Source organism: Legionella donaldsonii (genome assembly GCF_900452385.1).
GTDB lineage: Bacteria > Pseudomonadota > Gammaproteobacteria > Legionellales > Legionellaceae > Tatlockia > Tatlockia donaldsonii.
This window is the reverse complement of record NZ_UGOA01000001.1, coordinates 1,953,983-1,978,386: the sequence shown is the minus strand read 5'-3', so window position 1 is coordinate 1,978,386 and position 24,404 is coordinate 1,953,983. Positions and strand designations below refer to the sequence as shown.

The window sequence follows — 24,404 nt, the reverse complement described above, 5'->3', positions numbered from 1 at the left end:
ATAATGAAGGTTATTTTTTAATCTATAGTAATTAAAGAAATGAAGGAATTATGAAAACCTGTCGTTGTGTTATTACTTGCGTAAAAGTACATCGTTTAAAAAATTATATACTAATCAATAGAAATACATTCTTTGTGTTTAAGGTGATAGTGAACAAGATAAAAGCTATTCGTTTATGACGATTACGCCTTCTATCGTTGTTTTCAATAAGCTATCCTGGAATTTCATCTTGGGAACAAAAGTTACTTTCTCCAGTGGAAAAATCTTTCTAAATACCGTATAAAGTGGGGTCATAGTCTTTTTGTGAGTTTAGTTTGTGCAACGAATGAAAAGAAAAATTAGAAGAACTTGGCCTGCAATCCTATGTTGCTGTTTTTTGTCGCTCCATGCTCATGGGGCGCTGCCACCAGTTGTGGTATTAGAAGATGTAGGAATTGAGGATAATCGTTGGTCTGTTACTGCCAGTACAGGCTACACCGAGTATCAAAATATGTATCACAACGATGGTCATTCAGTGGTAGCGCGAATGGCTGTTGCGGCAGAATTATTGGCAACCACGCAAAGCAGTTTTGGCATAGAGTTTGGTGTCCAAAACGGTAGAAGTATGCGTCTGGGTATCCCTCACGGTACTCTGGATGTTTTGGGTGGTGTGGTTCGTACAACAGTAAAACCGATGCTGGATTTATTAATCACAGCCAATAGTAATCCAGTCACTGAAAGCCTTCTCTACACACAAGTGAAGGGGGGAATTGCTTACCGGCGCTGGCAAATTGCCAGTTATTTGATTGACAATAAATCAGAGTTGGCTGGAGAAGTGCAAGCGGGTTTTGGTTATCCAATTACTGAAGTGACCAGTCTGAATTTACTATACCAGGGTGTTTTTGGTGCTGCTCCAAAAATTCGAGCTAATCCCTCTATGGAAAGCTGGCGTCTATCCAATATTCCAGTCCAGCATGGTTTGTTATTAGGTTTTTCGATTATTGTGTAGATAACAAGGGTAGGGTATAGCATTTTAATGTTATTCTGGTTTGAATTAAACTAATTGCCTGCCATGCAAGAAAAAGTAAATTACACTTTAGCCGAAAATGAGATGTTACCTAAAAACTTAACCTCTTTTTTTTGGCATTTTATTAAAAAACAGCCTATTGCTTTCGCTATCTTTTTTTTAGCTCCCTTAGCACTCATTTTAGAAACCAATATTATCCCTTATTCCTTAAAGATGATTATTGATGCAATTACTAATCAACAAGGTGATCGCACCAGTGTTTTTGTTGCTGTAGCACCGGCTTTATGGTTAGGGGGAGGAGCCTGGGCTGGCTTAATTATTATTATTCGCTTGCAAAACTGGTGGCAAGGCTATGTCATACCAAGATTCCAAGCCCAGGTTCGAATGTCTGTTTTGGACTATTTATCTCGTCATTCTTATCATTACTTCTCTAATCAAATGGCGGGTAGCCTCGCTAATAAAGTGAATGATCTTCCTCGGGCTCTTGAGGCCATTCGTATGATCATCAGTTGGAATGGTATAGCTACCCTCAGTGCAACTATTGTTGCTTTGGTATTGATGGCCACAATTAATAGTTGGTTTACAGTTTTGTTATTATCCTGGATTATTTTGCAGGGTTTTATTAGTTTTTATTTCGCTCGTAATATTAATCGTTATGCAGAAGAAAATGCAGAAGATAAAAGCAAGTTAAGCGGAAAAATTGTTGATACTCTTAGTAATATTGGTGCGGTAAAACTTTTTGCGCGTAGCCGCGATGAATTATCCTACGTCAGTAAAAGCCAGGAAAGAGAGGTACAAAGTAATAAGAAACTTATCATTTACATGAACCTCTTTCGCTTGTTTTTAGATATACCAGTAACAGTGATGCTGGCGCTAATGGTCTACCTGCTCTTGTCTTTCTGGCAACGTCATTTAATAACCACTGGGGATCTGGTGTTTATTTTTAATACTTTTTTTGCGATTATGACCCAGGTGTGGTATTTGTGCCATGCACTGGCTGATTTATTCCGTGAAATCGGTGTAGCCCAACAGGCTTTATCTTTGATTGTTACACCTATCGAGATAGTTGATGAACCAGATGCAAAACGATTGCTAGTGAAGAAAGGAAAAATTGAATTTGATAATGTGAGTTTTCATTACCACGAAGGTAATCAAATTTTTGAAAAAAAATCGGTAGTCATTCAACCTATGCAACGTGTTGGTTTAGTAGGTTATTCCGGGAGTGGAAAAACAACATTCATTAATCTGATCCTACGATTTTTTGATGTGGAAGAAGGTCGTATTCTAATTGATGGGCAGGATATCAGGCAGGTAACTCAGGAGTCCTTGCGAAACACGATTAGTATGATTCCGCAAGACCCAACTTTATTTCATCGCAGTTTGTTACAGAATATAGGCTTTGGTAGGGATGGGGCAACAAGAGCCGAGATTATTGCTGCTGCACAACAAGCTCATTGCCATGATTTTATCAGCAGTTTGCCACAAGGCTATGATACTCTCGTTGGTGAGAGGGGAGTAAAGCTTTCTGGTGGACAAAGACAGCGAGTGGCTATCGCGCGCGCCATTCTTAAAAATGCCGCTATCTTGATTCTTGATGAGGCAACATCCCAATTGGACTCGATTACCGAAGAATCGATTCAAGCATCGTTGCTTGGGTTAATGCAGGGTAAAACGACATTAGTCATTGCACATCGCTTATCAACATTGCTTCATATGGATAGAATTTTAGTGTTTGCGAAGGGAGTTATTGTCGAAGATGGCTGTCATGAAGAATTGATTGCCAAAAATGGTTTATACAAATCGATGTGGGACGCACAGGTTGGAGGCTTTTTGCCTGAGCAAGAATTGAATGTAAATTAACGCTATTTGCATTGGTGATTGTTTTGTTATTTTATATGGCAGTATGATAGAATAGGAGCCAATTTTAGGGTGCTTAAGGTAAGATCATATGGGTAACGGCGACGTGTATGCTGGCGGCTTGAATATACCATTTTTTGCATCGGCCCATTTTGAAAAATCGGCTGATGGACGCACTTCGCAGGAACAAGCAAACATTATTGCCAGAAATGCCTTACGTCTATTAATGATGGGCTGGCAGAATGGTTGGGAAGATCTTCTTTCTTTACAAGTCATTAAAGCGGTATTTCTAAGGCGTGATCCAGAGTTAATGCGCGGTATGCGATTAGCTTTTCAGCAAGGATTTCAACACGTTTGTGAGCATTTACAGTCTGCTAGTGTGTCGCCTGAGACCGCTCCTTTACAATTTAAACAAGCCCAATTATTCCTCAGTAATTGTTTATCACTCTTACCTTATGGTGATCTTAACCCTTATGAGTCTGTCGCTATACCACAATGGATTAATAACAGCTGGCAGTTAGTAGACTATAAAGTAGTTCCCATTGAGTTAACACCAACAAGGGGTTTTAAGGCTTTATTCATCAAAGATGAGGATAGAGTGTTTGCTTATGGTCTAGAGCCTATTAACCGACCTGACGCTGAGCCTCATTTAATTTTCATGGGAACTACCTATCCGGCTGGCCAGGGTTTTTTCTCCCAAATCAAAACAGATATGGAAGCTTTTGAAACCGCTGGAAAGAAGCTTTATCGCAGCGGGCATAAAAAAATTATTGAATGGCTGGATAAACAGCAGCAGAAAGTACATGCGTGTGGTATTAGCCTGGGAGGCGCTTTAGTAGGCATTTTATCTACTCATCAGGGAGACAAGCTGTCGCGTGCTGTTATATTAAATCCAGCTGGACTTTATCTCCCTTGGCGGAAAAGTCGTTTTGACCGTTGGGAGCAATTAGACGTAAAACCTCCGGTCTGTGTACAAAAAAATAAGAATGATCCGGTTTCTCCTTTTGGTGTTTGGAAAGAGGATTGGGATGTAATTGAGGTTATTCCACCAAAAGACAAAGAAGGTCCTAATGCCCTGGCTGCCCACGCCATGAATTATGCTGGCCTTGCTGAAACACAATTCCTTGGCGTGGATACGAAAGCCGATAATGAAGCACGTAGTAAACGCAATTTCATCCTTTATACAATGATGCGAAGTTTATTTTATTACACCGCCATTATTCCCTTTTATTATCTCATTCTTCCTGTGTTGCGCTATATTTTAAGTCATAAGATGCAGCTCACTTTGACGGTTGCTTTTGCCTTGCTATTTTCTTCGCAGCCTGCATTTGCTTTAGCATTGATTATTCCTGCATTGACAGCTCCAACATTGTTAATGTTCAATATTGTTGTTTCAAGCGTCATGACCGCTTTTTTAGTCGATAAGTCCTTGGCTTTTTTAATGGATAAGGTTAATGGTAAAAAAGAGTCTGATTTTAGCCGATTTTTTAGTTGGTTAAATCAGCAATCTTTAGTAGCAAAATTATTTTTTACCTTGGGTCTGGCTACTATGGTGTGGGAAGCAGCTGCTCCTATTATTATGCCCACCTTGATTCCGCTGATAGCAGCTTCTACGGCTTTGTATATTCTGGCCGCTGTTCCTCTGGCAATCTATCTTGTACATCGATTAGGTTCAGCGATTCAAATTATCTTTGGTTGGAATGAAGTTCAAGCACCCTTGTGTCACGATCCAAAATTACCAAGGAATGATTTGATGAATATCTATTCCGAAACTCAAAAAGTAGAGGCAGAGTTTACTTACGAGCAATTGAATTCTTATTACCATGCTAAACGGTGTATTTTAAAGAATAAACCTTTTTTACCAGAAATGGATAAAGGGCGTGTGGAATTCAGAGCGGATGACTCCAGTTTATCCAAGAGAGAAGTTTTGGAGCGCGGTCTTAGTCATCCAAAGACAGTGATCACAGTTAAAGCGACCAAAGCCAAGATTTATGATATCAAGGAAACAGTGGCTATAATGGGGAAAATTGGGTTGCACCAGCTCGAAGAAGGTAGAATAAAGGAGAGTCTCGAACCTCAGCACCAAGCCTATCAGCGAGGTAAAGTATAACAACAGCAAGGAGGCTTTTAATATGGATTATATTAAGCATTTTAACCAGCAGACTGCTAATTATTTAAATTTTCGACCTAATTATCCAAATTCTTTGTATCAATATTTATCTTCCCTGGCTAAGACTCATGATTGTGCTTGGGACTGTGGAACGGGTAACGGACAAGCTGCTGTTGCGTTAACCAACTATTTTGAAGAAATTATCGCGACTGATGTTAATCAGGCGCAGTTAGATGTTGCGCCTCGCCAGCAAGCAATCTCTTATCTTAATTGTCCTGCGGAACATACTCCAATTCTTGCCAACTCGGTTGATTTAATTACAATTGCACAAGCGTTGCATTGGTTTAATTTTGATTTGTTTTACAAGGAAGTACGTCGAGTTAGTAAGCCTGAAGCAATGATTGCCGCTTGGTGTTATTCACTAGGGAAGTTTGATGTTACTGTACTTGATGAAAGTATTACAGAGCTTTATGAAACGGTTTTAGGCGATGAGTATTGGCCCAAAGAGCGACGTTTTATTGATGATGAATACCGTACAATTCCTTTTCCTTTTGAAAAACTCGCTGCACCGACTTTTGTTATTGAAAAAAATATGGATTTTGCCCAGTTGATTGGTTATTTGAATACCTGGTCAGCAGTAAAAGAATACCAAAAGCGTGAGCAAAGGAATCCGATTAATCTTGTTTTTAAAAAACTTGAAAGTGCGTGGGGGGATTCACAAAAACAACGTAAGATTCATTGGCCCCTGCATTTATTAGTTGCTCCGGTCTTTAGGAGCTGTTGACATTTCTGCTATCTTGGCCAAAAGCATTGATTTCCTGCTCTACGCTGGTCATTTACTACCATATAAACTGTGCTGTGATGTTTGTAAATCGGCCCAAGCTGGCGAAATGTCAACGACACTAGTACTTAACTAATTAGGTGATACATAAGTAGGGCTGCGCGTTGTGTTTGCATCGACAATGAAGGAACATTCAATGTTTCGTTAATGGAATGGGCACCTGTCCCAACGGGACCCAAACCAGCCAAATTAGCAGAGACCATAGAGGCGATGTAAGAAATATCACCAGCTCCTCGCAGACCCGGATCGAGGGGCTTGATTGCTCCATAACCTAAAGCAGTACTTGCCTCGCTGTATAATTGCAGAAGCTGTAAGTTTTGTGGGGTTGGCGGCATGGCCGGAATACCTTCTTCAAAAGCAACGGAGGCGTTAGTTACAGGCAGGTGTTGGTTGACGATTGCGAGTATTCTTTTTTCAGCACCTTCCTTTTGCGCGGTAGAGAGAAAGCGTAAATCTCCTTTGGCCATTGCTGTTTTGGCAATTACATTGGTTTTGCCAAAAGCGTTGCCTGCTGATCGATGTACATCATAGCTTGTTGTTGTTCCCCCTAAAATTAAACCGGGATTGAATGAAAGATATTGTTCCGAAGACAGTTGAATCCTCATCTGATGTAGAATACGAGCTAATTCAAATATCGCGCCGTCACCGGCTTTTTCCTGAAAAATTTCTGAGGAGTGTGCTTCTTTACCTTGTGTCTTAATGAGCCAATTACTGATTCCTCGCCGAGCGATGGTAGCAGTATCATTAGTCACAGCCCACTCAAAATCGAGGGCAATGTCACTGTTCCGCGCTGCTTCTATAAGGGCTTTTCTTGAAATGGAGGTTGGTTTTCCCGAGTCCTCTTCATCACCTGTTAAAATAATGGTGATTGTGGCATCGTCTAAAGCATGTGCTTTATGAAGGGCACGCAAGGCATAAAGAATGACCACAACACCCCCTTTATCATCGATGACTCCTGGACCTGTTGCAAGATCACCCTGACGAATAAATTTCTGTAAAGGGCTGTTAATCGGAAAGACGGTGTCCATATGGCCAATTAACAACAATCGTTTACCTTTATGACCTTTATGTTGGGCAATTAAGGTACCTGCACGATGCATGGTCGGAGGAGTATCAATCCATTGTGTTGTAAAACCAAGCTGAGTAAATAGGGGGATTAAAATATTTCCCACTTGTTTAACTCCTGCAATGTTTTCTGTACCGCTGTTAATATTGACAAGCTTTTCCAATAAATTAAGTTGATTTTCATGTTGGGCAAGAACATAGCTACTAATCTGTGCTTCGGTTGATGAAAGTGCTTTTGCTGTGACTGGGTGAATAAGAAGTGTGTTTAGGGTAAAAAGGGTGGCTAATATAAATTGCTTCATCCTGATCTCCCTAAAAAACATCATAGAAATGGTTTATTTAACGAGAAATGACTGTAGCATAAATCAGGCTGGATTCGAAAGTTGGCTGAAGATGAAATAGAAAAAGGGTGGTCTTTGCAGGAATCGTATTGTAGTATCAATTTTTCCCGAACTAAGTAGCATCATGATAACGTACTGCATAGATTCGTCCCCACTATGCATTAGGATATCGCGTTTGGAAGTGACTTATTAACAAACAGGATTTTAGGGATGACTGATCAATCGATTGTGAAAATGGGTAATAAGCAGTTATCGACACCATCATTACTGGTCGATGATTTTCATAGTCTTGAAATTCCAACGCTGATTGAAGATATGCGGGATACGATGAAGGCAAAAAAAGGCGTTGGCATTGCGGCGCCCCAAATAGGGTGTAATAAAAGAATTATCATGTTCGGCTTTGAAAAAAATGAACGTTACCCAAATGAACAGCCCGTCCCTTTTACCATTCTGATTAATCCAAGCTATAAGGTTCTTAGTGAAGAAAATATCGAAAGCTGGGAAGGTTGTTTAAGTATTCCGGGATTACGGGGTTTGGTTCCTCGTGCTTATAAAATTACGTATAGTGGGTACGATTTACAAGGTAATAAAATCACTCGAACTGCAGAGGGTTTTCATGCCCGAGTTGTGCAGCATGAATGTGATCATCTTGATGGTATCCTTTTCCCACAACGTATAAAAGATATGCGTAATTTTGGTTTTGAAGACACGCTTAATTTCTGAAGTTCGTAAGCGATCTACTAATCGATTAGGGCAACGTTTGATGGTGTTGCCGGCATCGGAATAAGTTATCAAACTGGAAACATCTTGAATAGACCTCTTGCATAACCGCATCTTTTCTCTCATTGCTGCGTTGTCAGCGTTTCTCCGGTGCATTTACTTCATGTAAACTCCGCTCCTCGAAACGCTGACGCCTTGCACTAAAACAAAATATACCTATTATGCAAGAGGTCTAATAACTCAGTATCCCTTCCCAGGTGAGTGAGTCAATGCAAGTGACTGATAAAGTTTTGCAGCTTCATCGTAAAATTGTTGTTGATCATTGGCTATGCCCGGCGTGGCCGCAAAGAATTCTTGCAAATCGCCTACTGGTTCCATAACAGCCTCATCATCCTCATTCTCCTCTTCATCATCATCAATTTCAGTCACCATGCTTAAAGGCAAAGACAAAGTTTGGTTCTCCATGCGGGCTTTTATTCCTTTGACCATAAGGTATACCGCTTCGAGCAAAAATCCTTCATCTTCATCTCCAGCATTCAGGTCTTCACTCGCTTTTTCTTCCTCTTCACTGAGCTCAATCTGCGGCAGCTGTGCAACAAAACTGTCAATTGCCTCAAGTCGCTGGGCAGGAAATAATTGGCTATCGTCAGAATTTTCCAGATGTTCCCCAACCACAACAATAAGCTTCAACAACTCCATGGGGGATTTGTAATGACGCACGTCCAGCAATAAAAGCTTAACTGCCGGGTTAAATGTTCTGCAAACCGCTAGTGCTTTCAGAATGAAACCAAGATCATAATGAAACGCATAATGATCCATCATATAACGACCAAGACGCTCGCCTAAAGGCGGCCAGACAACGGAGGATTCTAATACTTTAAGCAAGAAATTGTTCTTATCCAACCGGAAGGTATGGAGTTGACTTGAATCTTGCCATATCCCAAACCCTTGGCAAAATTCCAGAATAAATAGGGCCCCTCTCAAAAAACCAGTCTCGGCATATAGGCAGGCTAGTTTCTCCAGATTTTTCAAAGATTTATTCTTTTGAATATAAGCCAGAGCCAGTAAAGCGTAATGATAAGTTTTGTCGGCTGTGAGGGTCATTAACCGCTCTTGTATTTTTGCATCCAGTCCAAAAAGCTGATTAAGTAGCTCCTCTCTTTTAATCTCTGATTCTTGCCCAGACGGGCTAAGACAGGTCAAGACATCGCTCCAATCATCATAGCTCTGAATGAAGTTTTCTTTTTCATTACAAATTGCTTCAAACGGTTCAAAGGATATGTCAGGGACAATTTTTGCCACTTCAAGACTGATGTGGTTAAACAAGGCCTGATAGCTATTTTTTGAGGTAGGAAATGCAACACGGATTAAATGCTCAACACCTTCTTTACCAATTAAACAATGAACCATTAATTGATAGTTCTTCTCTGTGGGGAACGACATCAAAAAATTGGCATATTGGTTAAATTGCTTATTGACTCGGGCATAGGCTGGCTTGAAAAAAGCATGGTGGTGCTGATTGTATTCATACTGAACATAAGCCAATATTTCTTTCCAGAGATCGTGAGGAAGCCATTGCCACTGAGCAAATTGCTCCCCTTGCGCAACCATAACTTTTTTGTGAGGAGAAGCTGTTATACTATCGTCATTCGTCGTACTAGTTGGAATCATTATATTATTACACCCTTTTTAACAACAAGAAGAGAAATTTATCGTCTACAGGAAGGACTATAATTTTCAAAGTAGATTGCTAGTGCGCAATAATTTACCATTTTGTTTTCGAGATAACCATGGGTACTTTTACCCACTTGACTCTTTGTTTAATCTGTGTACTTTTTTTATAGGTGGGTATCGAAATTGATGAAATCTTTTTTTACAGCCTACGTTTCGCACCAAGATAAACGATTTTTATAATTATTCTGTTCAATAGCCAGGCAGGAGAAGCCTGTGCCACGCGCAGATTCTGCGGCAAGTCCATAGATTTCAAGAGCATACTGACCAAAATAAGAAATGATTTGTTGATGTACTGGTTTTAGATTAGTTACCACACGATGTTTTTGATCGTTTGTCAGGATGGTTACAACAGCTATCACGTTCATCAGCTCAGCAATCCATTTCATTGTGGGATTTTGTACTGGCTTACCCAGCTGATTGGGAAGTGCTTCATCATGCTCCTTTAAGCATTGCCTGATGTGAGCTTGAGCAAAATTGTACACCATGAGACAAAGCGTCATTACCATCATCAAGGCTGTAATTCGCTCAGGTGTTTTAAGGAAGAAAGAGTCCAGTTCGAAGGCATTGTTTTTCATGAATTTAAAGCTTGATTCGACACAGGATTGCTCTTTATATTGTTGAAGCATGGCATGATTATTCAATAGCGAGCTATCACATTGATTACTGGCCAAAATAAAGCGTCCCAGTGTTTCTTTTTTAGCACCCACCCTCTCCAGACAGGTAGAAAGACAGGCTTGTATTTGATATCCAATCACCATTTTTTGAGCTCCAGGTTTTGGGCGACCTTTCCCTGTATGGCGTTCAACAGGTAGAATCTCATAATGAATTTGGTGGTATTTGAGTGATTTGATGAGCGGTTTTAATGCCTGCTTTGCATCGTCAGGACATTGAAAGACCTGGTGACCAAGATGCCATAAGGATTTAATGAGCTCTTGAGATTTTTTATCCAAATGCCTCTGAAAAGTCTTTAGCTCTCGCAACCTCGCCTGTTGCGACTCAATCAAAACCCAGCGTTGTGGAATACCATAAAGAACCGTTTCATGAACACTTCCACGATAGTTTGCATCAAACGGCTCCCAGGTCAGAGCATCACAAGGCTTGTTCAACAATACTTTGGCTTCATTAAGCTGTGCAGGTACTCGGGTTATCCAAAACACGTTATTGAGGCTTGCCAACTGCTCTGGAACATAAAAGGCGGCATCAACCACAAAACAAAGGCCATCAGGCATCCCATGAATACTTTGTGTAAACGCTTGCACCCTCCTAACCGTCTCTTGGAAACTTGTTTTATCACTACTATTCCCATCTAAGGCCTCCATCCATAAGGGGATATTCGCAGCTCCTCCTTGTACTAGTGACAGCATCACTTGCTTTAGATCAGAGCGATTCGCTTTGGAATATCCGTAGTCTGGTTGCGCAATCCCGGGCGCGGCCTCTTCTGTGTCATAGCGGCCGTAAAGAACAAAGCTTGTACTGTCTAAATGCAGTCTCTGGCTTAGTAAATTTTTTTCTCGGGCAATCTCAAAAGCCAATTCCGAATAAAGCCTGGTCACACCGTATTCTGCGATTTTATCCAGGCAGCGACCAAGACTGTCATCATTCAGGTGTGCCGCGTCTAGTTCTGAACCAAGCAGTTGAGCCACAGGCTTATCTTGGAAAAAATGCGGCGTCATATACAACCGGCTATTCATAAAACCCAACCCATTGATAACCATCGCCGCTACTCGACGACCATAGCTTACCACGCCTCCTTTTTTTTCATTTAACTCAAGGCGTGCATCAATTCTCTCTATTATCCCTAATTCTCTAATCGTTGCTGCAACAAGTCCTAAATGCCCCAATTGCTCTGAACTTACTGTATCTCGATTCAGCATCCTTCTCTCCAATAGGTCTTTGGGAGACAAGGGTACCTGATTCTTCTCTTGTGGGCTGTGATCTTTTTCTTATATCGGCTTGATCTTTTTCTCAATTTAACTAATGCGATAATTCCTTGGGGATAATTCTAATTTTAGCTTTTTCATGCTGCGGAATGTCCGTTACAGGAATATCCTGTTTTTTTCTTGGATTAAAAGCCCTAAACCAACAAGGACTAAGACGTTTTGTAGTATTACCGCTACTGTTTAATTTCTTACTTTACGGCGGTATCGCTTATTTAAGTTATCACTATTTATTTGCATTTACCGATTATTATATTAAGCAATTGCCTCATTGGCTTAGTTTTCTTAGTAGTGTCTTTACCCTATTATTTTTTCTGTTATTTGTGCTGGTTTTTTTATCCACATTTTCAGTAGTGGCTAATGTATTTGCCGCGCCGTTTAATGGCTTATTATCGGAAAAAGCGCAACAGTTATTATATGGCATCGCTGTACCTGAAAGGCCGTTAGGTACGATGGTAGTGCAAAGTATAAAACGGCAGGGGCAATTTATTTTTTACTATTTCCCTCGTTTTATTGGTTTGTGCCTATTATTTTTGATTCCACCACTTCATCCTTTTTTGCCTTTTCTATGGTTTATTTTTAATGCCTGGATGTTAAGCATGCAGTATCAAGATTTCGCTATGGATAATAATTTGGTGGATTTTAATACCATGCGCAAGCAAATAAAAAGCAGTAAACGTTTTTCTATGGGATTTGGTTTTATAATTAGTTTGCTGAGTTTTATACCTTTTTTAAATATTTTAATTATGCCGGCAGCGGTAATTGGTGGCACTTTGATGTGGTATAAACGGCAACAAAATAAGGCCACTGAACTACTGTGACACTATTCTTGATTTCAGGGGCAGATTTGTAAGACTTGAGTGGGGTTTTAACTTTCTGTTAATAAATAAGCTATATAATTGCTCAAATTTTTTTAATGAGCAATACGATGCCAAAATTTCTAGTCAAAACATCTGGTTTTGTCTTAATTGATCTTCACCGTGGGAAAAGATATGTAGGTGCACCCCAGGTTCATCGTATGCAGGCACCGCAAAAAGGCGACACTTGTGGCTTATATGCCTTTAATCCTTTGCGCTTTCGTTTTGGTAATCAATATCTGGCAACGAATAGGGATCGACATATTGAATTGGTTTTTTCTACCTATCGTCGTGCAATTAATAAAATTGACGCGAATAAACCAATTTGTGAATTGTTATTAGAAGAAATACGCGATTTTCTTGCTTCCGATCTGAAAAAAATAACGGTAGCTGACGTAAAAAACTATTTATTAGAGTTAGAAAAAAATTTGGCCGCATTTAAGAAACTCTCTTCAGATACTGTCGAAACTCAAAACCAAATTCAACAATATAAAGAGATTTGTCAAGAATTTCTTGACAATGACTATGAGTATGACGATTTTGAAGAATTTTTAATTCAGAAGGCAAACATTGATCTTATTAAGCTTGCACAAAGAACTATCGCAAGTTTAAGTTTTATTACGGCATTTGAGCCCAAAGAAGTGCTGAATAACTATGTTAATGAGAGTATAAAATCAGTCGTTAATTCCAGAGACAATTATGGCAGCATGTTGCGACTTACCCTTGATAATCCTGAATTTCTCGCGCCAATCTATCATCAGGCAGTACTGAATCTGGCAGCGTCTTGTTTTCAATTAGAAGGTTCGGACTGGGATCCTACAAAGCCCATAGAAGCACTTATGGAAACGCTTGAAGAATTTGGGCCTCAGGTTATCTATACGGAACCTTGTGTATTATTTGATAGTTCTAACTGTAAACTAGAAGTAGAGAGTGATACGTATAAAATTTATTCTGCTGGTAAGTCAATTGATGAAAAAGAGGGATGTCATTCGCTCCTCATTGCTGGTGCAGAAAATTGTGATGGCGAACCTTTTGTTTATCTCTCCGATCCCAATGTTCCGGCTCCTTTAAAGGGCCCCAGCCCTCTATATAAAATCCCTTATAGTGAATTATTGATGAAAATCCATAATATTTATGGGGTTTCTTTACAAGAAGACGCAGATAAAATTAAGGGGCCTTTTTCTTTTCAGGCAAAGAAAGGAAATTTTGACAGGTTATACGATTTTGTTAATGGCCATCAGCCTTATCAGCCGCTGGACAATCCTAATAAGACTAGAGCCATGCGACCTAGCATAATCTAGTTTTTTTCGGAAGCCATCCTTAAAAGGATGGCCAGTATATCCAAGTTACCTCTAGTATGCGATCTGGGTACTCATTTGAAGCATTTTCAGCAATTGCAAAAAGCGATGCGCTGAATAAGAAAAATTTGGTGTCAAATGAAATAATTCAAGTCATTATGTGCCTAAAGATTTTATTTTGCACTACAAAACATGCCCCCCATCAACTTCAAATATTTTCCCGGTTATCCACGCCGCTTTTTCTGAGGCAAGAAATAAAGCCATATTGGCTACATCATCTGGTGTGCCAGGTCTTTTTAGTGGGATATTTCTGAGGAAATAATCCCATAAAGCCGGATTAGTTGTCGCAGTATCCTCATTCATACCGGCCTCGATGACCCCTGGAGCTATGGCATTAACCCGAATTCCATGTTCTGCCAGATTCAATGCTGCATGTTTGGTCCATTTGTTCATGGCTGCTTTAGACGAACCATAGCCAATGCCTTTGGGCATAGTTACATTGGCGCTAATAGAGGAAATATTCAAAATACAGCCTTTAGTGTTTTTATCGACCATATCTTTTGCACACAACTGTGATAAGTAGAGGGGGGAAATGGTGTTAACCTGGAAAACTGCTTGCATTTTTTCTGGAGGCAGCTCAAACAAGGTTTCACGGCATAGCATGCCTGCGTTATTAATTAAAATATCAACATGCCCTAAATGCATGAGAGCCTGTTCAGCGAAAGAGGGAATATTGTCCATTTTAGAAAAGTCGGCATAAAGTGCCAATGCATTACGGCCGGTGGCTTTAATTGCTTCAACCGTTTCTTTGGCGCCTGCGTTATCATTGTGATAACTGATGACAATATCCGCACCTTCCTCTGCAAAAGCCAATGCTATTCTTTTCCCTATACTGCGATTTGCACCTGTAACGATTACTTTTTTATCGCTGAAATCCATGACAATCCTTTGCATTTTTGATATAGGGCAACAATAACATTTTATCTCATTTTTCAGAAGAGCGTGAATGAGTCTTACCGATAAATGCTATACTCAGTCCTGGTTGACCTCGTGTCAGTAGTCATTTGATTTCCTAACAATTTGCGGTTTTGCTATGTCAATAAAAACGCTGCAGAATCATAAAGCAAGAAAAATTATCCATGTTGATATGGATTGTTTTTATGCAGCTATAGAAATTCGTGATAACCCGGACTTGGCCGGTAAACCAGTGGCTGTGGGTGGGGCAGCTGGAAAGCGCGGTGTTCTTTGTACCTGTAATTACATTGCACGCCAATATGGTGTTCATTCGGCTATGGCGACTTCTATCGCTTTGCGCCATTGCCCAGATCTTATCGTTTTACCAGTTAACATGCCTAAATATGTTCAGGTTTCCAGGAAGATCAATCGCATCTTTCATGAGTTTACTGATTTAGTCGAGCCTTTATCACTTGATGAAGCATATCTTGATGTGACTGATTCTGTTAATTATCAAGGTAGCGCGACCTGGATAGCACAGGCAATTCGAAGAAAAATCTTAGAGTTGGAAAAAATTACTGCTTCGGCAGGCGTAGCACCTAATAAATTTTTGGCGAAAATAGCGAGTGCCTGGCATAAGCCAAATGGTTTGTTTGTTATTGCCCCAGAACAAGTAGAGGCTTTTATTCAGCCATTACCAATTAACAAATTGTTTGGGGTCGGTAAGATTACAGCTCAAAAGCTGCACAGGCTAGGCATTATTACCTGTGCTGATGCACAAAACTTGCCTTTGTCGTTCCTAACCCAACAATTCGGTAAATTTGGCGTTCATCTGTATAACCAATCCCGAGGTATTGATAATCGGCCGGTTGAGCCTAATAGAATAAGGAAGTCATTGAGTGTCGAAACAACGCTTGAACAAGATACTAACAGTTATAGGCATTGTATTGAAATAATTCATCACTTGTATTTGAGTCTTGCAAGAAGACTTCAAACATCCGCGCCCAATCGGTTAATTAAGACGCAATTCATTAAAATAAAATTTAGTGATTTCAAGCAGGTAACAGCCGAAATAAAAAGCGAACAACTGGTTTTAAAACGGTATAACGATTTGTTTCACAAAATTCATGCTAACAGGAATCAAGCGATCAGGTTGTTGGGATTAGGAGTGCAGTTTTATCCCGTGAGTGATACAGCTTCTTATGTACAACAAAATCTCTTTGGAGAGGATTTATTTTCACTTTAAAATACGGGATCCTTTTTTTATATTGAACTCATTAATTGCTTATTTGAATTTCAATATCGCGTGCATCTGACAAGCCATGATCATCAACTACACGGACCACAAATTTCCCTGCTTTGGCTTGCCATAAGAAAGGCTGGTCGGCGCGGGTTTTTGCCAAATAGGTTTCATTAATAAACCAATACAGTGTTTCTATACCGGCATCAGTGACCGCAATAAACGGGATCTGGGCTTTCTCGGATGCATTAGTGCGCAGGATATAACTTAAACCTGTTTGGGGTGAGGTAATCTGTGGACTTAAACCTGGATGCCCTTGTGGTGAACAACTGGGATCAAAAAAGGGGGGAGTACGACGCTGAATGCCGGCTTGTTTAAATATTCTAAGTAAATCCGAGGGCCAGAACTCATAGATTTCGAAGCGAGTATTGTCATCGAAATGACAAGTACGCAAGCCAGTATTTTTATCGATAGCAATCTCACGATAAATCGTATCGGATTTAATGGGAGATTTTCCTGGGATAAACCAAGTCATTTCTGTATCGTAACAATAACGGGTAGGTAACATTCCGGAGGCTTTACAAACCTCAACTTGCGTTAGATGCATACTTTCTGGACGTTTTTCTACAATTGGTATAGGACCTCTTTCATGCCTAATTGCATCAATGAGTTCAAAAAATAAAGGCGCTGCTATATTCTTTCCAACAAAAGCAGGATTGCTTTTATTATCAAAATTGCCAATCCATACTGTTAAAACATAGGGGCCAAAGATCCCTACTGACCAGGCATCTCGATAGCCTGAAGAGGTTCCTGTTTTCCATGCCACTGCTGTTTTATGATTAGTTGGTGTATAAGCAGCTTCAGGTCTGGGAGTATCTTTCAACATATCTAATACCAGGAAACTTGCCTCGGGACTGAGTAAGCGTTTACCAGGAGGTATGGGTTCATCTTTTCGCATCCGCAAAGGATGCCACAGTCCATCATTAACTAACATGGCATATAAGCCGGTGAGTTCTCGCATGGTTAGTTCAGCACCACCAAGACTTAAAGCCAGGCCATAGTAGGATTCTGACTTCAAATTAGCGACCTGCGCTTTTTCTAGTAGCTCATGTAGAGTAGGATTACTCAACTGGCTGGCAAGATAAATGGCTGGGATATTACGGCTTAGGATTAAAGCATCCTTTGCTTTGATGGGCCCCATAAAATCATAATCAAAATTCTCCGGGTTATAGCCGCTGAAACTGTGAGGTACATCTTTTAGTACGGTATTAGGGTGAATTAAGCCTTGATCAAGTGCTAAACCATAAATGAAAGGTTTTAAAGTAGAGCCAGGCGACCGCCTGGTTTCTGTGCCATTAATTTGTCCACTAATCGCTTTATTAAAAAAATTGGCAGAGCCTACCAATCCCTTGACACTCATATCACGGCTATCAACTAATAAAATAGCTGCATTAAAAGCACCGATTCCTTTTTTCCGTGCTAAATAATTACGGGTAATACGCTCCAAAATAGCTTGTAAGCGTATATCTAAGGTAGTTGTTATCTCTTGTTGTTGAGGGGGAGTTGTATTCAATATTGTATTAACTAAATGAGGAGCAGCAAACGGTAAAGAATGAACATTCTGTATTGCCAGCGGCAAATCAATAGCCGATTTTTTATTCTCATCCTCCGGATGTTGAGTGAGCCAACGGCTAAAAAGCTTATTGCGAATTTGCTTAAGATTTTTATTTTGAGAGGTTCGTTGTGTCGGGTTTTGTGGAATAATACTTAAAGTTAATGCCTCTGGTAGGCTAAGATTCTTAACTGGTTTAGCAAAATAAATTAAGCTTGCAGCCCCAACTCCTTCAACGTTCCCGCCATATGGCGCAAGGTTTAAATAGGCTTCCAAAATTTCGTCTTTGCTGTAATGCCTTTCCAGTTGTAGCGCGCGGATAATTTGCCAAAGTTTTCCTGAGAATTTTTTTGAATTAATGCCAAAGCGAAGGCGAGCGACTTGCATTGTAATGGTTGAGGCACCAATTCGGCGCGATTTGATGACATAGGTTTGCCAACCCGCCTTAAGCGTCGCAAAAGGGTTAATCCCATAATGCCAGCGGTAATATTGATCTTCTTGTAATAAGGTGGCGGCAACGAGTTGTTTGGAGATTTTATCTAAAGGAGTGAACAAGCGGTATTTATCGTCACGACTGAGAGTCAGGCGCAGTAAATGCTGTTGTTCATCATACACGGCGGTGGAAAAGCTGATCCCGCTTAATAAAGCGGGTTTAGGTGAAAAAAATAGTATTGTCCATCCACTGACAAAAACAAAAACTAGTATTATGCTAGAGATTTTACAAAACTTCTTCATAGTGAGTACTACTATACAGCATGAAGAGGGGTATAGGTGTAATTTGCATGTTAATTACATCAAATTGTGATGAAATGTCGTTAAAAAGCTGGACAGCTATCTAATATAGTTAGCCACCCTGTGGCATAATATACCTTCCTGTCAAGTTGGATTATATATGAACAAAAAACCGTTTACTAAGTTGGGTGCCGCTATCGGTTCTTTTTTTGCTCTTATACTCGGTAAATTCAACTGGAGTAGTCCTCCCTGGCTCGCTTTCCTGCGGCGTAAAGCTATTGCAAGCCCAAAACCTTTTTGGGGGATTGTGAGTGCCGCTTTCATTGTACTCTTTGGTTTGGGTTATGGTTATTATTGGTACAAAAATCAACCAAAACCTCAGCTAGTAACTGCCTCAATTACGGCACCTAAAATTACACCCTTGACTGAGGAAGAAACGCTTGTTCCAGATAACTTAACTATTGATTTTGGTTTCAAAGAAGGGCCGGATAATTTTGTTACACAATCAGTGGCACCACTTCAATTAATTGGTAAAGAAGTTCCAGAGGGCATTGAGTTATCACCTGCGATGCCAGGGAAATGGCGATGGGAGAATGATAGCCGTTTGGTATTTACACCGGATCGCGATTGGCCGGCAGGACAAAGCTACGATATTCATTTTGCCAAACATGCTTTTGCGACGGCAGCAAAAATGGAACGTTTTGACTATTCTTTTTCTACCGAGCCTTTCCAGGCCACGATTACTGAATTTAAGTTTTATCAAGATCCTGTTGATGCTAAAATTCGACAAGCAATTGCCACGATTAATTTCAATTTCCCCGTTGATCCGGATAGTCTTGAGCGTAAAATTTCTCTTATGCTTGAAGCCTTGAAAAAGGAGCGATTGGATTTAGGGGCGCAAAAATATAAATTTACAGTGACCTATGACAAATTTAAGCGTACCGCTTATTTGCATTCTGAAACCTTATCGCTGCCAGAAGTATCCCGTTATCTACTCTTAACTATTGATAAAGGCGTAAAATCCGCAACTGATTCCTCTGAAACAAGTGAGATTGTTTCCCAAAATCTTTTAATTCCGGATAGCGGTGATTATTTCAAAGTTAGTACGGCGTCTGCGTCCATCATTCGTAATGAACAGGATAGACCAGAACAAATGTTAACTGTAGAGACAACCTTAGGGGTTACTGACGCTGAAATTAATAAATCTTTACATGTTTATTTATTACCAGAAAACTACCCAGCTACAGCGGCAGAAGAAGAAAAGAAAAATTATGAATGGCAAAATCCAGGAGAAGTGACGGCAAATATTTTGGCGCTTTCAACTGCATTGCCTATGCAGCCTCTTCCTGCAGACAGGAAGTATGCGACCTTGCATAGTTACAGATTTAATGCTCAAACTCCACGCTATATTTATCTTAAATTGGATAAAGGTGTTCGTGCTTTCGGTGATTTTGTTTTAACGAATGATTATGCTGCGATTATTAAAGTACCTGAGTATCCAAAAGAAATTAGTTTTCTTCATAAAGGAGCTTTGCTCGCTTTAGGTGGTGAGAAAAAATTGTCAGTTACTATTCGTGGTTTACCCGCCGTTAAGTTTTCTATCGCGCGGGTGCTGCCGGATAATGTCAATCAATTGGTGACACAAACGCAGGGTGATTTTAATAACCCTTACTTTATTAACCAAAGCTTTACTCAACAAAATATTAGTGAAATTTTCTCTGAAATAAGGCAATTTGATTCGACTGATTTAACGAAACAGCAATATACCGCTTTGGATTTAACCAAGTATCTTTCCACGGAAATGAATACCGGCGGGCCACAGGGATTATTCCTGTTGCAGGCTACAGGCTGGGATATTGAACAACAACAGCCTTTGGATGTCAAAACAAGTCGATTGGTTTTAATCACTGATTTGGGGTTGGTGGTCAAAGATAACAACGATGGTAGTCATGATGTATTTGTACAATCGATTACCCAAGGCGTGCCTGTTGCTAATGCCAATGTCACTGTTTTAGGTAAAAATGGTCTTCCTATTTTGACGCGTACATCGGATGTCCAAGGCCGAGTCAATTTTCCAGGATTGAAGGATTTTATTGAAGACCGGGAACCTACTGTTTATCTTGCCAGTTTTGGTAGCGATGTTTCTTTTATTCCATACTCTAACTACAATCGCCAATTAAATTATTCACGCTATGATATTGGTGGTGTCTATAACAATAATCAAGAATTACATAGTTTGAGTGCTTATTTATTTTCAGATCGTGGCATCTATCGTCCTGGTGATAAAGTCCATTTAGGGATGATCGTAAAACAAATTTATGCCCAACCGCAGCCTGCTGGTTTGCCTCTTCAGGCGACAGTCATTGATCCGCGTGGAACTACAATCCAGGATCAAAAATTGACGTTGGATGCGAGTGGGTATTTAAGTTTGGATTTTCAAACGAATGCAACTTCGCCAACAGGGCAATACCTGATCAATCTTTATATCGTTAAGGACAATCATCCCGACAGCCTGCTTGGCTCAACAACTGTTCGTGTCGCTGAATTTTTACCGGATCGCATGCGTATCAATTCGCATCTAGCACCAGAACCTGTAGAAGGTTGGGTTTCTCCGGCAGGACTTATTGCAAAAGTAGGTTTATGGAATTTGTATGGTGCGCCTGCAGTTGATAGAAAAATAGCTGCAAAAATTTTGTTAACTCCTCAGCGTGTTCAATTTGATAAATACCCTGACTACGTGTTTGCTGATCCGCTTCTTGATCCAAACAAGCCGCCGAAAGTATTTACTGATAACTTAGCTACGGTAACCACAGACGATAAAGGTCAAGCACAATTTGATTTGAATTTGGAGCGTTTTGATAAGGCGACTTATCAATTAACTTTTTTTGCGGAAGGTTTTGAGGCCGAAGGTGGTCGTAGTGTCACGACCCAATCTACGGCATTAGTTAGCCCACTTCCTTATTTTATTGGTTATAAACCAGACGGTGATTTGGCTTACATCAAGCAGAATAGCCAACGCAGTGTGAATTTCATTGCTGTAAATCCGCAATTAAACCAACAAGCGGTTAAGGATTTAAAAATACAACTGGTTGCCTTACATCCAGTGTCTACTCTAGTTAAAAAATCAGATGGAACTTATCAATACCAATCCATTATTCAAACAACGGTGCTTAGTACCAAGCCATTTACTGTTGATGAGCAGGGTAGTCATTATGTTTTATCTACCGACCAGATCGGCGATTTTGCTATCAATATACTCGATAAAAACAATACAGAATTGAGTCGTTTAAAATTTAGTGTTGTAGGCGCTAGTCAGTTACCTTTAGCTAAAAATGCCGAGCTTAGTGTTAAATTAAATAAAGAAGAATATAAGGCGGATGAAGATATTGAGTTGCAAATTACAGCACCCTATACCGGTGCTGGCCTAATCACTATAGAGAGAGATAAGGTTTATGCAGTCCAATGGTTTAAAGCTGACACGACCAGTTCCGTACAGAAAATTCATATCCCCAGTGATTTTCAAGGTAACGGCTATGTGAATGTTGCTTTTGTTCGTGATTGGAATTCACCGGATATTTTCATTAGCCCTCTTAGCTACAGTGTCATTCCATTTAAGGTGGATCATGAGAAGCATGCCGTTCATATTGATCTAAATACACCAGCATTGGCACGTCCAGGTGAGCCGTTCCCAATAGAATATAAAAGTGATAAACCCGGTAAAATTATCCTGTTTGCTGTTGATGAAGGTATTTTACAAGTAGGCAGATATCAAACACCTGATCCACTTGCTTTCTTTTTCCAAAAGCGAGCTCTGGAAGTAGTTACTCAACAAACGGTTGATCAGATTTTACCGAAGTTTATTATGGAACGAGAGCTTTCTGCAGTTGGAGGTGACGGTGGAGAAGAGCTCCTGGCCTCCAACCTGAATCCTTTCAAACGTAAAACGGATCTGCCGGTTGCTTATTGGTCAGGGATTGTTGATACCGACTCAACGCCACGGCAGTTGGTTTATCAGATCCCTGATTATTTCAATGGCACCTTGAGAGTAATGGCTGTTGCTGTTGCCAATGATTCTGTCGGTGCAGCTGAAAAGAAATCAGAGGTTCGCGGTAATTTTGTCATCAATCCAAACACACCTACTTTCGTGGCGCCTGGTGATGAGTTCGAAATCACAGCCAGTGTTGCTAATAATGCGAAAAATTCTGGCGCTAATGCTGATGTGACTGTTCAACTAAAGACTACACCGGAATTAGAAATATTAGGTTCCGCCACTGAATCTGTAGAAATTAGTGAAGGGCAAGAGAAAACCGTTCGGTTTAAACTGCGGGCAAAACCCTCTTTGGGTTCTGCCAAAATGACTCTAGTCGCTAATACTGGGGATAAATTTAGTAGCATGGATGCTACCCTCAGTGTACGGCCTGCAAGTAATTTTACTACTTCCTTAATCAGCGGTAGTTCTCAGAGTGCAAGTAAATCTTTTGTTCTGGAGCGTTCTCTTTATCCCGAATACCGTAAAGTAGAGGCAGCTATTTCCAGCAGTCCTTTAATTCTAGTGTTTGGTTTACAACGTTACTTAGAGGATTTCCCTTATGGGTGTACGGAACAATTAACCAGTAAAGCGATGCCTTTGTTGGCGATGGCCGGTCAATCCTGGTTTGCCAATGATACCCGAGCAATTACGGAGAAAATTTTAACCACTGTGCAAATGCTGGGACAACGGCAAATGTCGAGTGGAGCGTTTAGTTATTGGCCGGGCTTGGGTGAGAATAATAGTAATAGTTTCTCAACCGTCTATGCGATGCATTTTCTCACAGAGGCCAGAGCACAAGGGTATAGTATCCCTAATGAAATGTTTAGTGCAGGGATTGCCTACCTTAAAGATTTGGCTGCGCAAAATGCTACCAGTCTTGATGTAGCACGCATTCAGGCCTACGCTATTTATATTTTGACGCGTAATGAAATTGTTACCACTAATTATTTAACTAACCTGCAAATTTATTTGGAACAAAATCATAAAGAGGTATGGCGACAAGATATTAGCAGTGCTTATATGGCAGCGACTTATCAATTATTGAAAAGTGCTTCTGAAGCTGAGCGATTGATTACAGGTTACAAAGCGCAAGAAAATAGAGCGGAGGCGACGGATTTTTATGACCAAAACAGTGCCAATGCACAATATTTGTACTTGGTGGCCCGTCATTTCCCTGAGCGTCTAATGAGTCTAGGTAATAAGTTGATAGAACCGCTGGTAACGGCAATGAATAGCGATGAAATCAATACTCTCCTGTCAGGTTATACAAGTTTGGCATTGAGTGCCTATGGGCAAGCTAATCAAACAAGTAATCATGCTACTTTCTCAATTAACGAGATTTTTAACGATAACCAGCAAAAAACGTTGACTACTCTTGATAAGACTTATCAAAAGGTCAGTATTGATGAAAATGTGAAGCAAATTACCTTTAATAGCCCTGGTAAGCAAATTTATTTTTATCAGCTTACCCAGGCAGGTTTTGATAAAAAATTGTCAACTGAACCCATCAAGCAGGGCTTGGAGATTTATCGTGAGTACCGCGATTTAGAAGGAAAGGTGATCACCAGTGCCACATTAGGTAGCGATATTGAAGTTCATATTCAATTGAGAGCCTTAAATGATAGTTACTTGAGTCATGTGGCTGTTGTTGATCTGCTACCAGGAGGTTTTGAGGTAATACGCGATTCTGTTAGTACCGATAATGTTGACTATGCAGACATACGAGAAGATCGAGTAGTTTTCTTTATGAATGTCGATCAAAATGCTAAAGAGCTTGTTTATCGCATCAAAGCGACCAATATAGGCACATATAAAGTGCCTCCAGTTTTTGCTGAATCCATGTATGTACCAACCATACAGGCACAGGGGGTAACTGGAAGTATTTCTATAACTGATGCTCCATAAATAAGCGATTAATGAGCAGCAACAACCGCAGCAAGGTGCTTGATCTTTTCTCTCACCTCGCTAGGAGGTTGTTCTGGCTCTTTTTAATGAACCCCTTCAGGCAGTGGATCTTTGACAGGAAATAGTACTTTTTTTTCAATGATTTCATCATGATACAATTATTCG

14 protein-coding genes are annotated in these 24,404 nt (G+C 40.2%); 9 read left to right on the top strand and 5 right to left on the bottom strand.

What is annotated here, in order from left to right:
- Positions 1–325 precede the first annotated feature (325 nt).
- The 4 genes from DYC89_RS09040 to DYC89_RS09025 all read left to right on the top strand — a co-directional run bounded on the left by DYC89_RS09040 (position 326) and on the right by DYC89_RS09025 (position 5,757).
- Entirely contained in the window at positions 326–988 is a 663-nt protein-coding gene (locus DYC89_RS09040; RefSeq protein WP_228363829.1) for a DUF3187 family protein, read from the top strand.
- Positions 989–1,051: 63 nt separating this feature from the next.
- Positions 1,052–2,866, top strand: a complete 1,815-nt coding sequence (locus DYC89_RS09035; RefSeq protein ID WP_115221489.1) for an ABC transporter ATP-binding protein — start codon at positions 1,052–1,054, stop codon at positions 2,864–2,866.
- 88 nt (positions 2,867–2,954) lie between these two features.
- A complete protein-coding gene (locus DYC89_RS09030; RefSeq protein WP_115221488.1) occupies positions 2,955–4,973 on the top strand; it encodes a hypothetical protein in 2,019 nt (672 codons plus the stop codon).
- 22 nt (positions 4,974–4,995) lie between these two features.
- A complete protein-coding gene (locus tag DYC89_RS09025) occupies positions 4,996–5,757 on the top strand; it encodes a class I SAM-dependent methyltransferase (RefSeq protein ID WP_115221487.1) in 762 nt (253 codons plus the stop codon).
- A gap of 125 nt (positions 5,758–5,882) precedes the next feature.
- On the opposite strand, the gene DYC89_RS09020 is transcribed toward DYC89_RS09025, so the two are convergent.
- The gene (locus DYC89_RS09020; RefSeq protein ID WP_115221486.1) at positions 5,883–7,181 is read right to left on the bottom strand and encodes a M20 family metallopeptidase; all 1,299 of its coding nucleotides are present in this window, start codon (positions 7,179–7,181) and stop codon (positions 5,883–5,885) included.
- A gap of 249 nt (positions 7,182–7,430) precedes the next feature.
- Between DYC89_RS09020 and def the strand changes: the two genes are divergently transcribed.
- Positions 7,431–7,943 carry a peptide deformylase gene (gene def / locus DYC89_RS09015; RefSeq protein WP_115221485.1) on the top strand — a complete coding sequence of 171 codons (513 nt, stop codon included), beginning with the start codon at positions 7,431–7,433 and terminating at the stop codon, positions 7,941–7,943.
- 237 nt (positions 7,944–8,180) lie between these two features.
- On the opposite strand, the gene DYC89_RS09010 is transcribed toward def, so the two are convergent.
- Positions 8,181–9,611 carry a hypothetical protein gene (locus DYC89_RS09010; protein ID WP_115221484.1) on the bottom strand — a complete coding sequence of 477 codons (1,431 nt, stop codon included), beginning with the start codon at positions 9,609–9,611 and terminating at the stop codon, positions 8,181–8,183.
- 209 nt (positions 9,612–9,820) lie between these two features.
- Positions 9,821–11,548: an IS1634 family transposase gene (locus tag DYC89_RS09005; protein WP_115220201.1), complete on the bottom strand. Its 1,728-nt coding sequence runs from the start codon at positions 11,546–11,548 to the stop codon at positions 9,821–9,823.
- 155 nt (positions 11,549–11,703) lie between these two features.
- On the opposite strand from DYC89_RS09005, the gene cysZ reads away from it, so the two are divergent.
- Both cysZ and DYC89_RS08995 read left to right on the top strand, forming a co-directional pair.
- Positions 11,704–12,432, top strand: a complete 729-nt coding sequence (gene cysZ, locus DYC89_RS09000; RefSeq protein WP_115221483.1) for a sulfate transporter CysZ — start codon at positions 11,704–11,706, stop codon at positions 12,430–12,432.
- Between the two features lie 107 nt (positions 12,433–12,539).
- Positions 12,540–13,769: a hypothetical protein gene (locus DYC89_RS08995; RefSeq protein WP_115221482.1), complete on the top strand. Its 1,230-nt coding sequence runs from the start codon at positions 12,540–12,542 to the stop codon at positions 13,767–13,769.
- A gap of 180 nt (positions 13,770–13,949) precedes the next feature.
- On the opposite strand, the gene DYC89_RS08990 is transcribed toward DYC89_RS08995, so the two are convergent.
- The gene (locus DYC89_RS08990) at positions 13,950–14,705 is read right to left on the bottom strand and encodes an SDR family NAD(P)-dependent oxidoreductase (protein WP_115221481.1); all 756 of its coding nucleotides are present in this window, start codon (positions 14,703–14,705) and stop codon (positions 13,950–13,952) included.
- 154 nt (positions 14,706–14,859) lie between these two features.
- On the opposite strand from DYC89_RS08990, the gene dinB reads away from it, so the two are divergent.
- Entirely contained in the window at positions 14,860–15,966 is a 1,107-nt protein-coding gene (dinB, locus tag DYC89_RS08985) for a DNA polymerase IV (RefSeq protein WP_115221480.1), read from the top strand.
- A gap of 31 nt (positions 15,967–15,997) precedes the next feature.
- On the opposite strand, the gene pbpC is transcribed toward dinB, so the two are convergent.
- Positions 15,998–18,307: a penicillin-binding protein 1C gene (gene pbpC, locus DYC89_RS08980; protein WP_115221479.1), complete on the bottom strand. Its 2,310-nt coding sequence runs from the start codon at positions 18,305–18,307 to the stop codon at positions 15,998–16,000.
- A gap of 157 nt (positions 18,308–18,464) precedes the next feature.
- Here pbpC and DYC89_RS08975 point away from each other — a divergent pair, with 157 nt between their 5' ends.
- Positions 18,465–24,239 (top strand): alpha-2-macroglobulin, encoded by a 5,775-nt coding sequence (locus tag DYC89_RS08975; RefSeq protein WP_115221478.1) that lies wholly within the window; start codon positions 18,465–18,467, stop codon positions 24,237–24,239.
- Positions 24,240–24,404 lie beyond the last annotated feature (165 nt).